The organism is Paraburkholderia sp. SOS3 (genome assembly GCF_001922345.1).
Classification (GTDB): Bacteria; Pseudomonadota; Gammaproteobacteria; order Burkholderiales; family Burkholderiaceae; genus Paraburkholderia.
In genome coordinates, this window is sequence record NZ_CP018811.1 from 1,851,713 (window position 1) to 1,871,379 (window position 19,667).

13 protein-coding genes and 2 riboswitches are annotated in these 19,667 nt (G+C 64.8%); of the genes, 11 read left to right on the forward strand and 2 right to left on the reverse strand.

Annotated features, from left to right (window positions below):
• Positions 1-39: 39 nt before the first annotated feature.
• The 5 genes from BTO02_RS08520 to BTO02_RS08540 all read left to right on the forward strand — a co-directional run bounded on the left by BTO02_RS08520 (position 40) and on the right by BTO02_RS08540 (position 8,033).
• Positions 40-732 carry an alpha/beta hydrolase gene (locus BTO02_RS08520; protein ID WP_075156666.1) on the forward strand — a complete coding sequence of 231 codons (693 nt, stop codon included), beginning with the start codon at positions 40-42 and terminating at the stop codon, positions 730-732.
• Positions 733-821: 89 nt separating this feature from the next.
• Positions 822-2,444: an AAA family ATPase gene (locus BTO02_RS08525; protein ID WP_075156667.1), complete on the forward strand. Its 1,623-nt coding sequence runs from the start codon at positions 822-824 to the stop codon at positions 2,442-2,444.
• A 181-nt stretch (positions 2,445-2,625) separates the two neighbouring features.
• Positions 2,626-3,756 carry an alpha/beta fold hydrolase gene (locus tag BTO02_RS08530; protein ID WP_075156668.1) on the forward strand — a complete coding sequence of 377 codons (1,131 nt, stop codon included), beginning with the start codon at positions 2,626-2,628 and terminating at the stop codon, positions 3,754-3,756.
• A gap of 375 nt (positions 3,757-4,131) precedes the next feature.
• Positions 4,132-4,929 (forward strand): transporter substrate-binding domain-containing protein, encoded by a 798-nt coding sequence (locus BTO02_RS08535; RefSeq protein WP_156883889.1) that lies wholly within the window; start codon positions 4,132-4,134, stop codon positions 4,927-4,929.
• Positions 4,926-8,033: a bifunctional diguanylate cyclase/phosphodiesterase gene (locus BTO02_RS08540; RefSeq protein WP_075156669.1), complete on the forward strand. Its 3,108-nt coding sequence runs from the start codon at positions 4,926-4,928 to the stop codon at positions 8,031-8,033. Before BTO02_RS08535 ends, BTO02_RS08540 begins: the two co-directional genes overlap by 4 nt.
• Positions 8,034-8,143: 110 nt before the next feature.
• Here the strand turns inward: BTO02_RS08540 and BTO02_RS08545 are convergent, their stop codons facing one another.
• A complete protein-coding gene (locus BTO02_RS08545; protein WP_075156670.1) occupies positions 8,144-9,172 on the reverse strand; it encodes an ABC transporter substrate-binding protein in 1,029 nt (342 codons plus the stop codon).
• A 159-nt stretch (positions 9,173-9,331) separates the two neighbouring features.
• Positions 9,332-9,464: riboswitch (guanidine-I (ykkC/yxkD leader) on the reverse strand.
• A 109-nt stretch (positions 9,465-9,573) separates the two neighbouring features.
• Positions 9,574-9,948 carry a MarR family transcriptional regulator gene (locus tag BTO02_RS08550; protein ID WP_075156671.1) on the reverse strand — a complete coding sequence of 125 codons (375 nt, stop codon included), beginning with the start codon at positions 9,946-9,948 and terminating at the stop codon, positions 9,574-9,576.
• Between the two features lie 157 nt (positions 9,949-10,105).
• On the opposite strand from BTO02_RS08550, the gene BTO02_RS08555 reads away from it, so the two are divergent.
• The 6 genes from BTO02_RS08555 (at position 10,106) to atzF (ending at position 19,628) form a co-directional block, all read left to right on the forward strand.
• Positions 10,106-10,972: a sugar phosphate isomerase/epimerase family protein gene (locus BTO02_RS08555; RefSeq protein WP_075156672.1), complete on the forward strand. Its 867-nt coding sequence runs from the start codon at positions 10,106-10,108 to the stop codon at positions 10,970-10,972.
• Positions 10,973-10,977: 5 nt separating this feature from the next.
• Entirely contained in the window at positions 10,978-12,021 is a 1,044-nt protein-coding gene (locus BTO02_RS08560) for an isopenicillin N synthase family dioxygenase (RefSeq protein WP_075158713.1), read from the forward strand.
• A gap of 487 nt (positions 12,022-12,508) precedes the next feature.
• Positions 12,509-12,641, forward strand: a riboswitch (guanidine-I (ykkC/yxkD leader).
• Between the two features lie 57 nt (positions 12,642-12,698).
• On the forward strand, positions 12,699-13,454 hold the full coding sequence (locus BTO02_RS08565) for an urea amidolyase associated protein UAAP1 (protein ID WP_075156673.1): 756 nt from the start codon (positions 12,699-12,701) through the stop codon (positions 13,452-13,454).
• 11 nt (positions 13,455-13,465) lie between these two features.
• Positions 13,466-14,122 (forward strand): urea amidolyase associated protein UAAP2, encoded by a 657-nt coding sequence (locus BTO02_RS08570; protein ID WP_075156674.1) that lies wholly within the window; start codon positions 13,466-13,468, stop codon positions 14,120-14,122.
• An 8-nt stretch (positions 14,123-14,130) separates the two neighbouring features.
• Positions 14,131-17,790, forward strand: a complete 3,660-nt coding sequence (gene uca, locus BTO02_RS08575) for an urea carboxylase (protein ID WP_075158714.1) — start codon at positions 14,131-14,133, stop codon at positions 17,788-17,790.
• Positions 17,781-19,628 carry an allophanate hydrolase gene (gene atzF, locus BTO02_RS08580; protein WP_075156675.1) on the forward strand — a complete coding sequence of 616 codons (1,848 nt, stop codon included), beginning with the start codon at positions 17,781-17,783 and terminating at the stop codon, positions 19,626-19,628. Before uca ends, atzF begins: the two co-directional genes overlap by 10 nt.
• Positions 19,629-19,667: the final 39 nt, after the last annotated feature.

Genomic DNA, 19,667 nt, shown 5'->3' on the forward strand with positions numbered 1-19,667 from the left:
ATATATCATATATCAGCTCTGTCCCTGTTCAGGTTCCCCATGCTCGATCCGTCGTTGCTAGGCCGTCTGTCGTTCACGCACGCCGAGCCGTCCAAAGGCCCGCTGCCACCGGGGCGTCACCGCCTTGGCCTTGCCGAAGATCGCGACGCCGTACTCTTCGTGCCCGACGGTCTGAGCGAAAGCAGCGCCCCCGTCCCGCTCTTTATCATGTTCCACGGCGCGGGCGGCTTCCCGGAGAAAGTGCTGCCCTTCATCGAGCCACATGCGCAGCAACACCGCTTTCTCGTGCTCGCACCGCATTCGACCTATCCGACCTGGGACATCGTAATCGGCGGCAATGGCCCCGACCTCGAACGGCTGCATCAGGCGCTGACCGAAGTCACTTCGCGCTATCGCGTCGACCGTCGCCATCTGGCCTTCGCGGGATTTTCCGATGGCGCAAGCTACGCACTGTCGATCGGTATCACGAACGGCGATATCGCGAGCCACGTGATTGCGTTTTCGGGCGGCTTCTTCTCGATCTTCATCCAGGAAGGCGCACCGAAAGTGTTGATCGCGCACGGCCTCGAAGACGAGCAGTTGCCGATTGCCTCGAGCGGCCGTGCGAATGCGGCGAAGCTCAAGGCCGCGGGCTACGACGTGCAATACATCGAGTTCAACGGACTGCATGCGATTCAGCCGCCGGTCGTCGAGCGCGCGGTAGCGTTCTTTCTGCAGCAGCGCACGGCATGACAAATAGCGATCGCGAGCGTGCACCACGGCGCACAAGCGCTCATATGCGCTCATAAGCGCGCACGAACTCGCGGTCGGGAGACACACGAATGGACTTTGAAATACCGGAATCGTTGATTCACCCGCTGCTCGGCCTGATCGGAACCGGTTCGCCGCTTGCGAGGCAGCTCGAGGCGCACTGTATCTGTCACGGCAACATGATCGTCTCGAGCAAGCTCTTCGATGCGCAGTCGCTGAACTCGCTGTACACGCTGAGCAAGATGCAGGACGATCGCGGGCTCATGTTTCAGATGCTTGCGCTCGACGGCATCTACAACGCGCCGCACGCGCGCGTGATTCCATCGCTCGATCAGCTCGTGCCGGGCCTCATCGCGTATCTGTCGCGCGATGCGATCGACGGGTGGCTCTATCGACGCAACAAGGACGGCACGCTGTTGCCCTGGCTCGTGCATCGCATGCGCTACGTCGAGCCGGAGCAGGGCAACCCGTATGTCGTCGTCGACATGGTCGCGAATACGATGCAGTCGGCCAATTCGGAGCAGACCGACTACAGCAAGCGTCGCTCCGGGATGACGACGTCGTTGATGCTGAACCGCAGCGACATCGTCGACCGCACGATTCCCGAGCTGCTCGCCGAGTTCGGCTTTTACAAGGAGTGCGCGGAGTTTCGGCGCGAATACGAACAGCACGCGCAGCGTTTCCTGCAATACCAGCGCCGCTTCGGCAAGCAGTTTCTCGTGACGAAGGCGGTGTTTGCGATCGATGCGAAGGGAACGCCCGAGCTCGCACGGATTGTCGACGGCGTGACAGCGAAGTGCGTCAACGATGAAGAGCGGCTCGAACGCCGCTTCGAGATGACCTGCGACCCGAGTTTCTGGCGCAATGCCGGCATCGAAACGGGCTTCGACAGAATTCCGCTGCATTGCTACGTTCATCTGTTCCATCTCGAATGGCACAAGAACGTCTGGGCGCATGTACAGCATCTGACCGAGTATCGCTACCAGCCCGAACTGCGCGACAAGCTCGTATTGCCCGGCGACCACCGCGATCTGATCGACATCCTCACGTCGGACCTCGACCTGCTCGTGCAGGATTTCGTCTCGGGCAAGTCGGGCGGCACGACCATTCTGTGCCAGGGTGCGCCGGGTCTCGGCAAGACGCTGACCGCCGAGATCTATTCGGAAGTCGTGGGCAAGCCGCTCTACCGCGTGCATTCGGGGCAGCTCGGCACGACGGCCGCGTCGGTCGGCGCGGCCCTGACCGGCGTGCTGCGCCGCGCGATGCGCTGGGACGCGATCCTGCTGCTCGACGAAGCCGACGTCTATATCCGCCGCCGCGACAACGATCTCGAGCACAACGCGATCGTCGCCGAGTTCCTGCGCACGCTCGAGTACTTCAACGGCCTCATGTTCATGACGACCAACCGCATCGGCGACGTCGACGATGCGATCCTGTCGCGCTGCATCGCGACAATCCACTATGAAATACCGTCGAAAGCCGACGCGACGCTGCTGTGGAAACTGCTGGCCGAGCAGTTCGGCGCCGATCTCGATGACGCGCTGATCGAAGAACTGACGGTTCGCTACCCGAAGGCCAGCGGTCGCGACATCAAGGAACTGCTGAAGCTCGCGACGCGCTACTGCAAGGCGAGGCAACTTCCGATCAGCGAAGATGTGTTTCGCCTGTGCGCGCTGTTCCGCGGACACCCATAACCGCGCATCACGCTCGCGTGCGGCGCGCGCCGCCCAACCCGCGCGCGCCGCTCGACCCACGCATTGCCCGCCGTCCTGCACACAAACGCATCGAATGGGACAATCCGCGAGGCCGTCGACGAGGCGGCTTTCGACCGTCTGACATCGATGTCAAATACCCCACAGGAACGGAGACACACGCATGCGTTTTGCACGCCATTTGTTTGTATTCGCAACCATCGCCGGCCTGGCCGGTGCCGTACAGGCGCAGATGCCGCAGCCGGCCGGCGGCCAGACCGGCAGCTATGCGGAAGGCGATCTGCCGCTCGAGAGCGGGCAGTCGATCGACGACTTCTCGATCTCATACGAAACCTACGGCACGCTCAACGCGGACAAATCGAACGCGATTCTGATGGTGACGGCGATCAGCGGCACGCACCATCGTCTCGACTATCTGATCGGGCCGGGCAAGGCGCTCGACACGAACCGCTACTTCATCATCACGACCGATGCGATCGGCAACGGCCTCACCACGTCGCCGTCGAACAGCGTGAAGCAACCGGGCATGGCGTTTCCGCGCTTCGCGATCCGCGACATGGTCGAGTCGCAGTACCGGCTCGTCACCGGCAAGTTCGGCATTACGCATCTGTTCGCGGTGATCGGCGCGTCGATGGGCGGTATGCAGACGCTGCAGTGGGGCGTGAGCCACCCCGACATGATGGATGCGCTCGTGCCGATCGTGCCGCTCGGCCGCACGCCGCCGTGGACGAAGACGGTGCTCGAATTGACGCGCGAGGAAATCATGAGCGACCCCGCGTGGGACAACGGCCATTACCGTCAGGGAACGGAGCCCGAACAGGGGATGCGGCTCTGGGCCGGTACGCTTGCGCTGATCACGCGCACGCCGGAACTGATGAAGAACACCGTGCCCGACGGCGACGCCACACAGAACGAAGCCGCGCAGTGGTTACGCAAGACTGAAGACAGCGCCTGGAAAAACTTCGATGCGCGCAACTGGATCTACCAGACCTGGGCCTACGATGCGCACGACCTCGGCACGACGCCGGGCTTCAACGGCGACTACCATCAGGCGCTGCGCTCGATCCGCGCGCGCATGCTGGTGCTGGCGGGCGTCGGCGATCTGCTGAATCCGGAGCCGGAGGCGCTCGAAGTCGCACGCTACGTGCACGGTGCACAATTCGAATCGATCGAGCCGCGCTGGCCGTCCGGTCATTTTTCGGCGGCCGGCGTCACGCAACCGGAGGTCGATTTCCAGAACCGCGAAATCGGCGCTTTCCTGACCAAAGTCGCGGCACAAAAGCATCCCGGCTGAGCGTGCGATAGCCGCGGTATTCATTCTGAATTAGAGGAGCGACTCTTCAGGATTCACGAATGCTTGCCGATAACAGACTATGGTGGGAAGTACGCTGGACACTGCAGCGAGCCGCGATGTTGCACGCTGCAGTGCATCGGCATGTATCGTGTGCACGAGCGACTTTTCGCATGATCGTGGCTGAACGACCACGCGAGCTGGCTCTGCTTGATATCTGTCGAAGAGGCGTCCGCTGACCGACGGTCCGCCCGCATGGCCGTTGTCGAGCGTCCGCAGAATCACGCTATCTGACCGATTTCCTGCGCCGGAGGCCCAGTGATACGGCAAGTCCTAGCTAGCCTGCTTCCAGGCCTGCTTCCACGGCTGCTTCCAGGCCTGCGAATCAGTCTGCAATTCGGCGTGCTGCTCGCGCTTGGCATCGGCGACGCAAGCGCCGCTGGCGGTCCCGACTGCACGCGACCCTTTACGCTCGCACTGCACGACCATGGGCTGCTTTATTCGCCCGATACCGATTCGGGCATCGACAAGGATTTTGCCGACGAACTCGCGCGCCGCAGCGGCTGCGAGATCCGCGTGAGCCTGATGTCGCGCGCACGCATCTGGAAGCTCATCGAATCGGGCGCGCTCGATTTCAGTCTGTCCGGCATCACGAACGAAGAGCGCAACCAGTACGCATCGTTCGCGTGGTACTTCAGCGACAAGTATTATCTTCTCGTGCGCAAGGACGCCGGCATTCACGCACTGTCCGACTTCGAGCGCGGCGACCGTTTCCAGCTCGGCGTGATCCGCAGCTTTCGCTATAGCGACTCGGCCAATCATCTCGTCGACACGCTGAGCGCCGAAAACCGTGTTAGCCTGGCGGGTGGGCTCGAGCCGCTCTATCAGGCGCTGATCCTGAAGCGCATACAGGGCATGATTATCGAGCCGTTCGACTATCCGGCGATCGACGAAAAGAAAATCCGCGACGTGACGACCATCATCGAATTCAACGATCCGGCAGTGCCTCACGGCCTCATCATGTCGAAGAAGGCGCTGTCGGCAAAGCAACGCGAAAAATGGCGCGCGCTCGTCGACGCGATGCGCGCCGACGGCACCGTGCGGCGGATTTTCCGCAAATACTTCAAACCCGACCTGGCGGACTCCATGGTCGATTTCCAGATGCCGCCGCCGTGAACCGGGCGCGCCTCATCCTGATTCCGCTCGTCATCCTGTGCTCCGCGTTGATCTTGACGTGGGCAGTATGGGACCACGAGCGCCATGCTTCGCAGCACGAACTGCGTTCGCAGTTCACGTACGCGCTCGGCGACGCCGTGAGCCGCATCGAACAGCGCATGGCGTCGTACGAGCAGATGCTGCGTGGCGTGCAGGGTCTTTTCATCGCGACCAATACGCTCGATCGCGCGCGCTTTCGCGATTACGTCAGTGCGGTCAACACCGATGCGAATCTCGCCGGCATGCAGGCGATCGGGCTGATCCAATGGGTGCCGCAAGCCGATCTGGCGGCCCATCTGACGCTGATGCACAATGCCGCCGGCGCCGACTATGCGATCGCACCCGAAGGCCGGCGCGACAGTTATGCGCCGATCATCGAGCGTCTGCCGTTTATCGACAGGCAGCACACCGTGATCGGCTTCGACTCATGGGCAAGCGCGGTGCGCCGCGATGCGATGGAGAAGGCGCGCGATTCGGGGCTCGCGACGATCTCGGGCAAGGTCACGCTGGCAGCCGATCGCGACAAGCAGAACCAGCCCGGTTTCGTCATGTATCTGCCCGTCTATCGGCAAGGCCAGCCGCTCGACACGGTCGCCGAGCGCCGCGCGCATCTGCTTGGCTGGGTCTACGCGTCGTTCCGCATGCACGACGTGGTGGCGAGCCTGTACGGCGAGGAGCCGCCCGGCCTGTCGCTTGCGATCTACGACGGCGTCGAACCGTCGGCCGCGACGCTGCTGTACCGCTCGTCGGATCAAGAGGCGCGCCACGTGCCGTCGGACCTCTCGGCGCACGAGTATCTGGTCGTCGACGGGCACGACTGGACGCTTTCGCTTGCCGCGCAGGACCGCTTCGTGGCCCGCTTCGGCCGCAATGCCGAATGGCTCATCTCGGGCACGGGCGGAGGCCTCTCGGTGCTGCTCGCGCTGCTTGCATGGTTCATGGTGACGGGCCGCAGCCGTGCGATGCGGCTCGCCTCGACGATGACGCGCGAATTGCGCGAAAGCGAAGAGAAGTTCCGGGCGATCGCGGACTGCACGGTGAACCTCGAAGTATGGTGGGGCCCGGACGGCAAGCCGCGCTGGATCAACCCGTCGGTGCTCGAATACACGGGCTATAGCGTCGACGAATGCATGGCGATGCACGACTTCGCCGGCACGCTGATTCATCCGGACGACATGCCGCGCGTCGCACCCGAATTGTTGAAAGGGCGTCAGGGGTTGCGCGGCGGCGACCTCGAATTTCGTTGCGTCCGCAAGGATGGTGCGCTGATCTGGCTATCGGCCTCTTGGGTGCCGATCTACGATGCCAAGGGCCTGCTTACCGGTTTTCGCATGAGCGGCCGCGACATTACCGAGCGCAAGCGGTTCGAAGAAGAGTTGCGCATCGCGGCGGTCGCGTTCGAATCGCTCGAAGGGATGATGGTGACCGACGCCGACGGCACGATCCTGCGCGTGAACTCGGCCTTCACGGAATGCACGGGCTACGCCGTCGAGGAAGTGGTCGGGCGCACGCCGCGCATGCTGCAGTCGGGGCGGCACGACAAGGCGTTCTATCGCGAGATGTGGGACACGATTCATCGCGACGGCGGCTGGCAGGGCGAGATCTGGGACCGCCGCAAGAACGGCGAGATCTACCCGAAATGGCTGACGATCACTGCGGTGACCGGCGAGAACGGCGCGGTCACGCATTACATCGGCACGCATCACGACATCACCGAGCGCAAGATCGCCGAAGAGCGGATCAAGGAACTGGCGTTCTTCGATGCGCTGACGCGGCTGCCGAACCGCCGGCTGCTGTGGGACCGCTTGCGGCAGGCGATCGCGGTCAGCGCGCAGACCGGCACGTGCGGCGCGCTGCTCTTTCTCGATCTCGACAACTTCAAGACGCTCAACGATACGCTCGGCCACGACAAGGGCGATCTGCTGCTGCAGCAGGTCGCGGCGCGTCTGTCGGGCTGCGCACGCGAAGGCGACACGGTCGCGCGCGTCGGCGGCGACGAATTCGTCATCGTGCTCGGCAGTCTGAGCGCCTCGCGCGACGAGGCCGCGAGTCAGACCGAAGCGATCGGCGAATCGATACTCTCGGTGCTCGCAGGCGCCTGTCAGCTCGAAGGCGTCGACTACCGCACGAGTGCGAGCATCGGCGCGACCGTGTTCCAGGGGCACGAGGCGTCGATCGACGAACTGCTGAAGCAGGCCGACCTCGCCATGTACAAATGCAAGGAACGCGGCCGCAATGCGATGTGCTTCTTCGACCCGGCGATGCAGACGGTCGTGGTCGAACGCGCAGCGCTCGAGGCGGCGCTGCGGCGCGCGATCGACGAAGACCAGTTCCTCGTCCACTACCAGGCGCAGGTTAGCGACGGCGACCGCGTGACCGGCGCCGAAGCGCTCGTGCGCTGGCAACATCCGGAGCGCGGCATTGTCGCGCCGGCCGATTTCATTCCGCTGGCCGAAGAGACAGGACTTATTCTGGCGCTTGGCGACAAGGTGCTCGAAACCGCCTGCCTGCAGCTCGCGCAGTGGGCCACGCAGCCGGGCATGGCGCATCTGACGGTCGCGGTCAACGTCAGCGCCCAGCAGTTCCGCGAACCGCGCTTCGTGGAACGAGTGCTCGACGTGCTCGAGCGCACCGGTGCCAATCCGCGCCGCCTCAAGCTCGAACTGACCGAGAGCGTGCTCGTCGACAACGTGCAGGACATCATCGAGAAGATGGCCGCATTGAAGGCCGAAGGCGTGGTGTTCTCGCTCGACGACTTCGGCATCGGCTATTCGTCGCTGTCGTATCTGAAGCGTTTGCCGCTCGATCAGCTGAAGATCGACCGGTCGTTTGTGCGCGACATTCTCGTCGATTCGAACGACGCCGTGATCGCGCGCACGATCGTCGCGCTCGCGCAGAGCCTCGGTCTCGGGGTGATCGCCGAAGGCGTCGAAACCGAAGCGCAACGTGATTTTCTCGCGGGCGCCGGGTGTCATGCGTATCAGGGGTATTACTTCTGCCGGCCGCTGCCGGTTGAAGGGTTCGAGGCGTTCGCGGGCAGTTTCGCCGCGCAGCCGATGGCGTGACGGGGAAGGGCGGCGATCGTCTGCCGCCCTTCCGGACTACGGCCCCGCTCGGGTCGCGTGCCGGTTCCGTGTCAGCACGCGCAAATCACCACTGCGCATCACACTGCGCATCATTGCGCCGCGTTCGCCAACGACGGATCGATATACGCATTCACATCCTGCGGCTGTTTGTAGACCGCATTGCGCACGTTGAATTTGTCCGCGTTCGCGCTCGATCCGTAGATCGAATCGAGGCCGTCGCCCTTGACGAACGCCTTCTTCGCCGCCGCCGCATCGAGCAGATGCGTGCCCTTCAGCAAGGGCAGATACTGCGCCGGCGTGAGGCCGACGCGCGCCGACATGATCTTCACTGCGTCGGCCTGCGTTTTCGGGTCGTTCACGTAGGCCACGCACCGGTACCAGACCTTGAGCACTTTGGCCCAGTCCGCCTTGCGCGATGCGAGGCTTGCCGGATTGACGGTGATCGCGTCGTAGATGAGCCCCGGCGCATCGGCCGACGTGAAGATCGGACGCGAGCCCGGCACGCGTTTCAATGCTTCGCCGGCACTCGGTTGCCATGCGCCGATCGCCGCGATGTCCTGTGACGACGCAAGCACTTGCGGCAATTCGTTGGTCTTCGCGTTGACGAGCGTCACGTCCGACTCTTTCATGCCGTGCTTCGCAAGCGCCGTATCGAGCAGCAGGTGATCGACGAGTCCGACCTCGACGCCGACCTTCTTGCCTTTCAAGGCTTCGACCGTTTTCGCCGACGGCTTCGCGACGAGCATGTCGTTGCCGCTCGAATAGTCGGTCAGCAGGATCATCACGTTCTTCGCACCGCTTGCCCCGGTCACGAGCGCGTCGCCATTCGTCGCGCCGACGCCGTCGAGCTTGCCCGCCGAGAATGCATCGAGCGACGCCGAGTAATCGAACCACTCGAAATCGACGTCGACGTTTTCCTGCTTGAACCAGCCCTTGTCGATCGCGACCTGGAACAGCACCCACCCCGGCCAGTCGCTGTAACCGATTTTGAGCGGCGCGGCCGCCTGCGCCGACGCCGACGTCAGGCCGACGGCAAATGCCGCGGCCGCTCCGGCAAGGCCGCGCCGCAGCGTACGGGACGCAAGAAGTTGAGCGCGTGCGTATTCGAATGCTTTCATTGTGTGCTCCAGGAGACCGGGTGAAGTGTTATCGAAATGAATCGCGCAAGCGGCGCACACGAGCTTCGGTGTGCGTGCCGGCGTCATGACCGGTTTCCTGCTGTGCATGGGACCGGCCACGGAGAGGCACGACGGCGGCCGTTATCGTCGCCATCGCGGATCTCCCGGGCTTTTGTCCCGCCGTGTAGTGCGGCCTGCGAAGCATCGACTGCGGATTTCGCTTCGCGGGCGCACCGGGCTGCTCTCGGACCAGACGTTCGCGTGACGAACCGGAACCCTAGCATCCCTAAGATGCGACGGTGCCGCACCTCTCGGGTGTTGCGCGAAGCCAGAAGCATGCCAGGCGATATCCGCATTCGCGCATGCGCTTCGGCCGCCGAAAGGATGTCGCGACGCATTGCTTACGAGCGATCGAGCGTCGAGAAGCGCTGATGGACAAATGCAAGGAACTGTTCGAGCCGCTCCTCGATCGCCGCGGCTAGCCGCACATGCTTGATGCGGCGATCATGCGCAGCGCTCGTTTCGCTGAGCCAGCCCGCATCGATCAGTTGCTGCACATAACGGACCGCTGTCCGGCGGCTTACGCCCGGCATGAAATCGTAAAGCGCGGTCTTGGCGAACTGCTCGTGCGGGTCGGCCCACATCTGACAGAACAGATCGCTGTAGTTGAGGTCGGCGAGTCCCAACTCGCCGAATTGCGCGGACCACTCGAAGTCCATGTCGAGGATGGCACGCGCGATGGCCTGCGCTTTGTTCCGGGCTATTTTCTTTTTCATCGATTCACCAGCACAAGGAGACGTGCACGGTTTACGTGCGAACAGGCCCGCGAAACGGGCGCGCCGTCGCGGCACGCGCCGCCGCCGCGAATGTTTTTTGACGCGTCGTGTTTAACATGTAGTATTGCATGCAATTTTGCATATAAAAAGGACGGCGATGCGTTTCGCGCTATTCAAGACGTTCTGGGGATTCGCCGGAGGCCCGCGCGAGGCCGGCGCACTCGTGAGAGCGGCGAAGTTCGACGGCATCGAGGCGCAGGTGCCGGCCGGCGAAGCCAGGCGCGACGACTTCGCGCGCGCGTTGGCCGACGAGCGGCTCGACTTCATCGCGGAAATCACCACCGCCGGCAGCTACGTACCCGAGCGCAGCGCGACGCCTGACGATCATCTGCGCGATCTCGAGGCGAAGCTGATCTGGGCAAAGCCCTTGCGGCCGCGCTTTTGCAATGTGATCGCAGGCTGCGATGCGTGGTCCGCGCCGATGCAAATCGATTTCTTCGCACGCGCGCTCGAACTCGAAGCAAGGCACGGCGTGATCTGCAGCTTCGAAACCCACCGCGGCCGCTCGTTCTTCAATCCGTGGATCACGCGCGATGTCGTGCGCGCGGTGCCGCAACTGAAGCTGACTTGCGACTTCAGTCACTGGGCGGTGGTCTGCGAAAGGCTGCTCGATAGCGAGTGGGACACGCTCGTCGAACTCGCTCCGCATGCGCATCACGTGCATGGGCGCGTCGGTTATCCGCAAGGTCCGCAGGTGCCGCATCCGGCCGCGCCCGAGTACGCGGACTGCCTCGCGTCGCATCGCCGTATCTGGGAGTTGCTGTGGAATGCGCAGCTTGCCGGCGGCTACACGGAAACCACCATGACGCCCGAATTCGGCCCCGACCGCTATCTGCATACGCTGCCGTTTACGGACGCGCCGGTCGCCGATCTCTGGGAAATCAACACATGGATGGGCCGCGAGGAACAACGTCATTTCGCGGCATTTCTCGCACAACGCAACGCATACCCGACAACACGGTGATCACGATGACGCGCACCCATACCGGTTTCGGCGTCTTGCCGATAGTCGACGTCGGCGGTCTGTATAGCGAGGACGAGGGCGAGCGGCTTGCCACGGCCCGCTCGCTCGATCGCGCGGCCCGCGACGCGGGCTTCTTCTACGTGACGAACCATCGGGTCGGCCGCGCGTTGCAGACCGCGCTCGTCGAACACGCGCAGCGTTTCTTCGCGGCGCCGCACGCGTGGAAGATGCGCTACTACATCGGTCAGTCGAGCGCGCATCGCGGTTACGTGCCCGAGGGCGAGGAGGTGTTTGCCGGAGGCAAGCGCGACAGGAAAGAAGCGTTCGACACGGGCCGCGATCTTCCGCTCGACGACCCCGACGTGAAGTCCGGCACGCCGATGCTCGGTCCGAACGTGTGGCCCGATCAAGCGGGCTTTCGCGAAGCGATCAGCGGGTACTACGATGCGGCTTTCGATCTGGGGCGACGTATTTTTCGCGGCTTCGCGCTCGCGCTCGGCTTGCCGCAGACGCACTTCGACGCGTATCTGCACAAGCCGCCGAGCCAGTTGCGGCTCGTTCATTACCCGTTCGACGCGTCGGCCGAGGACGCGCCCGGCATCGGCGCGCATACCGACTACGAATGCTTCACGATCCTGCTGCCGACCGCGCCGGGCCTCGAGGTCATGAACGGCGACGGCCGGTGGATCGACGCGCCGCCGATCGAAGACGCGTTTATCGTCAACATCGGCGACATGCTCGAGGTATGGACCGGTGGCACGTACGTCGCAACCTCGCACCGCGTGCGCAAGGTGACCCAGGAGCGCTACTCGTTTCCGCTGTTTTTCGCCTGCGACTACCATACCGTGGTTGCGCCGCTGCCGCAGTTCGCTACCTCGGACGTGCGCGCGAAGTATCCGCCTCTGGCGGCAGGCGACCATCTGTTTGCACAGACCGCGCAGAGCTTCACGTATCTGAAGCAGCGTGTCGAGCGCGGCGAACTGACATTGCCCGACGGTTCCATGAAATTGTCGAGCTTCGGACAGGAAGCGCGTAATGCGGCACTGTAGCGGCGGCGCAGTAGCGACGCAGCGCGCGGGTGCTTACCGCGGCGTCGCGCGTTTCTTTTGCATCTCGATGAAGCGCACCGAAAAGAGCGTATAGAGGGCGCGGCGAACGGAAATCAGAAGCGGCATGGCGGGCGGGTGGAAGTGGGCGTGTGTCTTCGTTAGAGCAACGGCTATGCCATTTTCCGAGCTGCGCTAAAGCCCGCGTCGAGTAACGATGCGTCAATGACCTGCTGCGACGCGCGGACCACGCGCGCCCGAAGATGGCGCGCACGAGCTTTTGATTGGTGCGCGAGCGCCCCGCGTCAGGGCGAGCCGTGCGCCATCGCGCACTGTCGCGCACTGTCGGGAACACAAGGGGGCCACGCACGCGCGCAGCGGCCCGATACCGTCGCGATCATGCGCGTGCTCATTTCACGACAGCCAGGTCAGCCGTTGGCACGGTACTCGCTTAAACGCACGGCGAGAGGTGCGAAGCAATTTGCATCATCTTCAGGATCGCTAGGGTTCCGGTCATGCGGCACGCGCCGCACGATGCCTGGTCCGAGAGCAATCCGGTCTTGCCGCCCACCTTGTACGAAGGCGCCGGCGAGGCTCCACGGAGGGACAAAAGCCCGGGAGGTCGCGATGTCGTTCGTCGCTCCTCTCACGCCTATCCCTCTCGCTTCAAAGGAGCCTCCATGCCGTCGAATCCCCCCGTCGACCTCGCACCGGTCCCGCATCCGCTGTGGGAAACCGTGATCCCTGCCGGCACGCACTGGTCCGGCGTCCTGCGCCGCGGCCTCGCGCTGCGCATCGTCGACACCGAAGGCGGCGCGAATCTCGCGGCCGTGTTCCATCGTCAGGAAGATCCGCTCGAGCGCTACAACATGGCCGATACGCTGAAGGCGCAACACACGGCGCACCTGACGCGCGGCCACGTGCTGTATTCCGATATGGGCCGCGTGCTCGCATCGATCACCGCCGATACGCTCGGCTGGCACGATCCGATCGGCGGCGTGGGCGACGCCCGCCTGTTCGCGCAGAAATACGGTGTCGCGCGCTACCAGCAGCATCGCAACGCGATGATCCGCAACGGTCGCGACAGCCTGCTGCTCGAACTTGCGAAGTACGGGCTCGGCACACGCGACCTCGTCGCGAACGTCAATTTCTTCAGCAAGCTCGCGACTGGCGACGACGGCTCCCTGAGTTTCGTCGCGAATCATTCGCGCGCCGGCGATGCGGTCGATCTGCGTTTCGAAATGAACACACTGGTTGCGTTTTCGAGCGCGCCGCATCCGCTCGATCCGGCGCCCGAGTATCGGCCCAAAGCGGTGAAGCTGATCGCCTACCGCGCGTATCCGGGCGATGCCGTCGTGCCGTCCGACGACGCGTGCCGCGCGCACTGCGCGGAAAACGAGCGGGGCTTTACCAACACCGAACGACTTTTCGTATAAGGAGCGCCGCCATGAACATCATCGAAAGCACACTCGATACGCGCGACGCGCTCTACGATTTCACGCTGCCGGCCGGCGAGCCGTGGCTGCACGAAGTGAAGCGCGGGCAGATCTTCCGGATTCTCGACCTCGAAGGCAATCAGGCCGTCGATACGCTGTTCTACAGCAGCGCCGATCCGCTCGAACGCTACAGCGCGCAGGACACGATACGCAAGCAGCTGAACCTTTATCTCGGCGCGGGCAGCGTGCTGATGTCGAACCTCGGCAACCCGATGCTGACGATCGTCGCCGACACTTGCGGCCGGCACGATACGCTCGGCGGCGCATGCGCGGCCGAAAGCAACACCGTGCGCTATGCGCTCGACAAGCGCCATATGCACAACTGCCGCGACACCTTCCTGCATGCGATCACGCATTGCACGTGCGGCGCCGGCGCGCATCTGACGAAGCGCGACATCGTCGGCAACATCAACTTCTTCATGAACGTGCCGGTCACGCCGCTTGGGCAACTGACCTTCGAAGACGGTATTTCGGCGCCCGGCAAATATGTCGAAATGCGTGCGGAGATGGACGTGACGGTGCTGATCTCGAACTGTCCGCAATTGAACAACCCGTGCAACGGCTATAACCCGACGCCCGTGAGGCTCTCGATCTGGGAGGCGCAATGAGTGAGGCGTTGCGCTTCTCGAAGGTGCTCGTCGCGAATCGCGGCGAAATCGCGTGCCGCGTGATTCGCACGCTCAGGCGTCTGAATATCGCGTCGGTCGCCGTGTACTCGGAAGCGGACCGCCACGCGATGCATGTGATGCTGGCCGACGAAGCGGTCTGCATCGGGCCGGCCGCGGCGGCCGCCAGTTATCTGAATGTGGACGCGATACTCGACGCGGCACGCGCAACGGGCGCGCAAGCGGTGCATCCGGGCTACGGATTCCTGTCCGAAAACGCCGCGTTTGCGCAGGCGTGCGAGGACGCGGGCATCCGCTTTATCGGTCCGCGCGCGGAACAGATGCGCGCATTCGGTCTCAAGCATACGGCACGCGAACTCGCGCGATCGAACGACGTGGCGCTGCTGCCGGGCACCGGCCTGCTGCCCGATGTCGCCACGGCGCTCGCCGAAGCCGCCTCGATCGGCTACCCGGTGATGTTGAAAAGCACGGCGGGCGGCGGCGGCATCGGCATGTCGCTGTGCCGCAGCGCGCAGGAGCTCGAAGCGGCGTTCGCATCGGTGGTGCGTCTGGGCGAGGCGAACTTCGCGAATGCGGGTGTGTATGTCGAGAAGTTCGTCGAACACGCGCGCCATATCGAAGTGCAGATTTTCGGCGACGGCCGCGGCAAGGTGATTGCACTGGGCGAGCGCGACTGCTCGGTGCAGCGGCGCAACCAGAAGGTAATCGAGGAGACGCCCGCGCCGGGACTCGCCGCCGGCGAGCGCGCCACGCTGCATGAAAGCGCGGTGCGGCTCGCGCAAGCGGTCAGCTACGAGTCGGCGGGCACCGTCGAGTTCGTGTTCGACGCGCATGCACGCCGCTTCTATTTTCTCGAAGTCAATACGCGGCTGCAGGTCGAGCATTGCGTGACCGAAGAAGTGACCGGTGTCGACCTGGTCGAGTGGATGATCCGTCAGGCCGAGGGCGCATTGCCCGCGCTCGCGTCGATTGCGCCCGCTGCGAGCGGCGCGAGCATTCAGGTACGCCTTTATGCAGAGGATCCGCACAAGCAGTTCCAGCCCAGTGCGGGGACGCTGACCCATGTCGAGTTTGCGAAAGACGCGCGCGTCGATACGTGGGTCGATGCAGGCACCGAAGTCAGCGCGTTCTACGATCCGCTGCTCGCGAAGCTGATCGTCAGAGGCGCGACGCGCGAGGCCGCGCTCGCCGCGCTTCGCGACGCGCTCGAAAACACGCAGCTCTACGGTATCGAGACGAACCTCGACTATCTGCGCGCGGTTGTCGGTTCCGACACATTCGCGCGCGGCGCGCAAACCACCGCGTTCCTGTCGCGCTTCATGTTCGCCCCGCATACGATCGACGTGCTCGACGGCGGCGTGCAGACGACGGTCCAGCAATTGCCGGGCCGGCTCGGCTACTGGGATATCGGCGTGCCGCCGTCAGGTCCGATGGACGACCGGTCGTTTTCGCTCGCGAACGAATTGCTCGGCAATGCGCCCGACGCGGCCGGCCTCGAATTCACGATGGTCGGCGCGACGCTGCGCTTCAATACGGCGGCGCTTTTCGTACTCGGCGGCGCGACGCTTGCCGCGACGCTCGACGGCGCGCCGGCGCCGTTCTGGCGCGTGCTGCGCGCGGCGCCCGGCGCCGTGCTGAAGCTCGGCGGCGTGACCGGCGCCGGCGTGCGTGCGTGTCTGGCGATCAAAGGCGGGCTGCAGGTGCCCGATTATCTCGGCAGCAAGGCGACCTTCACGCTCGGCCAGTTCGGCGGGCATGCGGGCCGAGCATTGCGCAAGGGCGACGTGCTGCACCTGGCCAGCGATGCAGGCGAGGGCGAGCACGGTGCGGCACTCGACACCGCACGGATGCCTGCGCTGACCCACGACTGGACGCTGCGCGTGCTGAACGGTCCGCATGGCGCGCCCGATTTCTTCACGCCCGACGACATCGCGATGCTGTACGGCACGAGCTGGACAGTGCACTACAACTCGAGCCGCACGGGCGTGCGGCTCATCGGTCCCGCGCCGAAATGGGCGCGCCGCGACGGCGGCGAAGCGGGCCTGCATCCGTCGAACATTCACGACAACGCCTACGCGATCGGCGCGGTCGATTTCACCGGCGATATGCCGGTGATCCTCGGACCGGACGGCCCGAGCCTCGGCGGCTTCGTTTGCCCGGTCACGGTGATTGCCGACGAGTTATGGAAGCTCGGGCAGTTGCGGCCCGGCGATACGGTGCGCTTTGCGCCGGCTGAGCAGTCGAGCGCATTGCCCGCATCGCAAGTATCGCCCGGGTCGCACGTATCGCACGCTTCGACGGCTGCGGTTCACGATAACGCCTGCGTGCTTCATCGCGACGCGACGGCAGGCGACGGCATCGGCGTCGTCTACCGGCAGTCGGGCGATCGCAATCTGCTGATCGAATATGGCCCGCTCGTGCTCGACCTGAACCTGCGTTTTCGCGTGCATGCGTTGATGCACTGGCTCGACGAGCACCGCCTGCCCGGTATCGTCGATCTGACGCCGGGCATCCGCTCGCTGCAGGTGCACTTCGAGCCGCGCGTGCTGTCGCGCGCGCGGTTGCTCGAGCACGTGCAGCGCGCCGAATCGGCATTGCCCGCGATCGACGGCATGCGCGTGCCGAACCGCATCGTCCATTTGCCGCTGTCGTGGGACGACCCGTCGACGCGCATCGCGATCGAGCGCTATATGCAGTCGGTGCGCCCCGATGCGCCGTGGTGCCCGAGCAATATCGAGTTCATTCGCCGCATCAACGGGCTCGCGAGTATCGACGACGTGAAGCGCATCGTGTTCGACGCACGCTATCTCGTGATGGGTCTCGGCGACGTCTATCTCGGCGCGCCGGTCGCGACGCCGCTCGATCCGCGCCATCGGCTCGTCACGACGAAGTACAACCCCGCGCGCACGTGGACGCCCGAGAACGCGGTCGGTATCGGCGGTGCGTATCTGTGCGTGTACGGTATGGAAGGCCCGGGCGGCTATCAGTTCGTCGGGCGCACCGTGCAGATGTGGAACCGCTATCGGACCACGCGCGAGTTCGCGGCGGGCAAGCCGTGGCTGCTGCGCTTCTTCGACGAGATCCGCTTCTACGAGGTCAGCGAAGCGGAACTGACCGAACTGCGCGCCGATTTCGTCGCCGGGCGCGCGAGCCTGAAAATCGAAGAATCCACGTTCGATCTCGGCGCCTACAACCGCTTCCTGCGCGACGAGGCTCAATCGATCGCCGCCTTCAAGAGCTCGCAGCAGGCGGCCTTCGAGGCCGAGCGCGAGCGTTGGCGCGCAGCGGGCACCGCCGAATATGTCGGCGAGCCGGGCGGCGGCGAGGCGCAAGGCGGGCACGGTGCAAGCGGAGCGGGCGGCGCGGCGAGTGCCGCCGACGTGCTCGCCGACGGCGTGCGCGGCATCGTCGCCGACGTGTCGGGCAGCGTCTGGAAACTGCTCGTCAGTGCGGGCGAGCGCGTTACGGCGGGGCAGGTCGTGGCGATCGTGGAGTCGATGAAAATGGAAGTGTCGGTGCAAGCGTCCGACGACGGCGTGATCGAGACGATCGATTGCGCGGAAGGCGCGGCGGTTGTCGCCGGCCAGCGGCTGATGACGGTAAAGAGTGCCGTCGCGGCCGATGCTATCGAGGAGGTCGTGTGCAAGTAACCACGCAATCCGCTGTACCGCAAGCATTGCCGACCGTTGCGTCGCTGCAGGCGAGCTATCGTGCGCGCACGCTGACGCCGGCGCAGCTCGTCGATATGATCGCCGCGCGCACGGCCGGCGACGATCCGCATCGCGTCTGGATCCGCCCGCTCACGCGCGACGAAATGATGCGCTACGCCGAAGCGCTGGCGGACAAGGATCCGGCTTCGCTGCCGCTGTACGGCATTCCGTTCGCCATCAAGGACAACATCGATCTGGCCGGTGTGCCGACCACGGCGGGCTGCCCGGCCTTCGCGTACACGCCGCACAAGAGTGCGGCGGTCGTCGAGCGGCTGATCGCGGCCGGTGCGATTCCGGTCGGCAAGACCAACCTCGACCAGTTCGCGACCGGTTTGTCGGGACAACGCTCGCCGCACGGCGCCTGCCGCAATGCGCTCGATTCGCGCTATGCGTCGGGCGGTTCGAGTTCCGGCTCCGCAGTGGCGGTGGCGCTCGGGCTCGCGGCGTTTTCGCTCGGCACCGATACGGCCGGCTCGGGCCGCGTGCCGGCGGCGTTTCATGGGCTCGTCGGTTTGAAGCCGACGAAGGGCGTGCTGAGCACGCTCGGTGTCGTGCCCGCCTGCAAGTCGCTCGATTGCGTGTCGATCTTTGCGCATACGGCGCAAGACGCGCAGCAGGTATTCGACGTGGCGCGCGGCACGGCGGATGGCGACCCGTATGCGCGTGCGTGGACGCCGCCGTCGCCGAAGCCGGCTGCGTCGCGCGATGGCACGACGACGCTTCGCGGTGTGCGCTTCGGTGTGCCGCGCGCGGCGCAGCTCGAATTCTTCGGCGACGCGTCGTATGCGCACGCGTTCGAAGCGGCACTCGCGCGTTTGCGCGAGGCCGGCGCGCAGGTCGTCGAGATCGACTTCGAACCGTTTCTCGACGCCGCGCGTCTGCTCTACGAAGGCCCGTTCGTCGCCGAGCGGCTTGCCGCCATCAAGCCGTTCTTCGAGCAGCACGCGGACGCGTTGCATCCGGTGATTCGCACGATCGTCGGCGGCGCGGCGAAGTGGAGCGCCGCGGATCTGTTCGCCGCGCAGGACAGGCTCGCCGAACTGCGCTTGCGAGCCGACACGGTATGGCAACGGATCGACGCGATCTTCATGCCGACGTCCGCGACGACGGCAACCGTCGACGAACTCGAAGCGGACCCGATTCGCGTCAATTCGCGCTTCGGCTATTACACGAACTTCGTGAATCTGCTCGATCTGTCCGCACTCGCGGTGCCGGCCGGTGTCTGCACGGTCGGCGCACACAGCGGGTTGCCGTTCGGCGTGACGTTCGTCGGACGTGCGCACGAGGACGCGCAGTTGCTGCGGCTTGCCTATGCATGGCTCGGCGAAGAAGTCGAGACACCGCGGCCGGCATCGTCCGCGGTGTCGTCTTCCGACTCGATCCGCGTCGCCGTGGTCGGCGCGCATTTGCGCGGCGAGCCGCTCAATACGCAACTGACCGAACGCGGCGCGCGCCTGATCGAGGCGACGGCCACCGCGCCCACCTACCGGCTCTACGCGCTGCCCGCCGCGGCAAGCGGCGGCGTCGCGAAGCCGGGTCTCGTTCGCGTACGCGACGATGGTGCGTCGATCGCGCTCGAGGTGTGGGAGATGCCGCTTGCCGCGTACGGCAGTTTCGTCGCGCTCATACCGGCGCCGCTTGGCATCGGCACGCTGACGCTCGCCGACGGCAGCGCCGTGCAAGGCTTCGTGTGCGAGACGAGCGCGCTCGACGGCGCCGATGACATCACGGCGTTCGGCGGCTGGCGCGCGTACCGCGCAAGTCTTGCCGCACGATGAACACGTTCCGCGCCACGCGCGCGGTCCTTCCTCGCTCGA

What these genes read in the sequence shown, in the direction of transcription:
- BTO02_RS08520 (WP_075156666.1), top strand. Translation starts at nt 40, where the DNA reads ATGCTCGATCCGTCGTTGCTAGGCCGTCTGTCGTTCACGCACGCCGAG.
- BTO02_RS08550 (WP_075156671.1), bottom strand. Translation starts at nt 9,948, where the DNA reads ATGAAAAAGAAAATAGCCCGGAACAAAGCGCAGGCCATCGCGCGTGCC.
- BTO02_RS08530 (WP_075156668.1), top strand. Translation starts at nt 2,626, where the DNA reads ATGCGTTTTGCACGCCATTTGTTTGTATTCGCAACCATCGCCGGCCTG.
- BTO02_RS08560 (WP_075158713.1), top strand. Translation starts at nt 10,978, where the DNA reads ATGACGCGCACCCATACCGGTTTCGGCGTCTTGCCGATAGTCGACGTC.
- BTO02_RS08525 (WP_075156667.1), top strand. Translation starts at nt 822, where the DNA reads ATGGACTTTGAAATACCGGAATCGTTGATTCACCCGCTGCTCGGCCTG.
- BTO02_RS08545 (WP_075156670.1), bottom strand. Translation starts at nt 9,172, where the DNA reads ATGAAAGCATTCGAATACGCACGCGCTCAACTTCTTGCGTCCCGTACG.
- BTO02_RS08555 (WP_075156672.1), top strand. Translation starts at nt 10,106, where the DNA reads ATGCGTTTCGCGCTATTCAAGACGTTCTGGGGATTCGCCGGAGGCCCG.
- BTO02_RS08570 (WP_075156674.1), top strand. Translation starts at nt 13,466, where the DNA reads ATGAACATCATCGAAAGCACACTCGATACGCGCGACGCGCTCTACGAT.
- BTO02_RS08565 (WP_075156673.1), top strand. Translation starts at nt 12,699, where the DNA reads ATGCCGTCGAATCCCCCCGTCGACCTCGCACCGGTCCCGCATCCGCTG.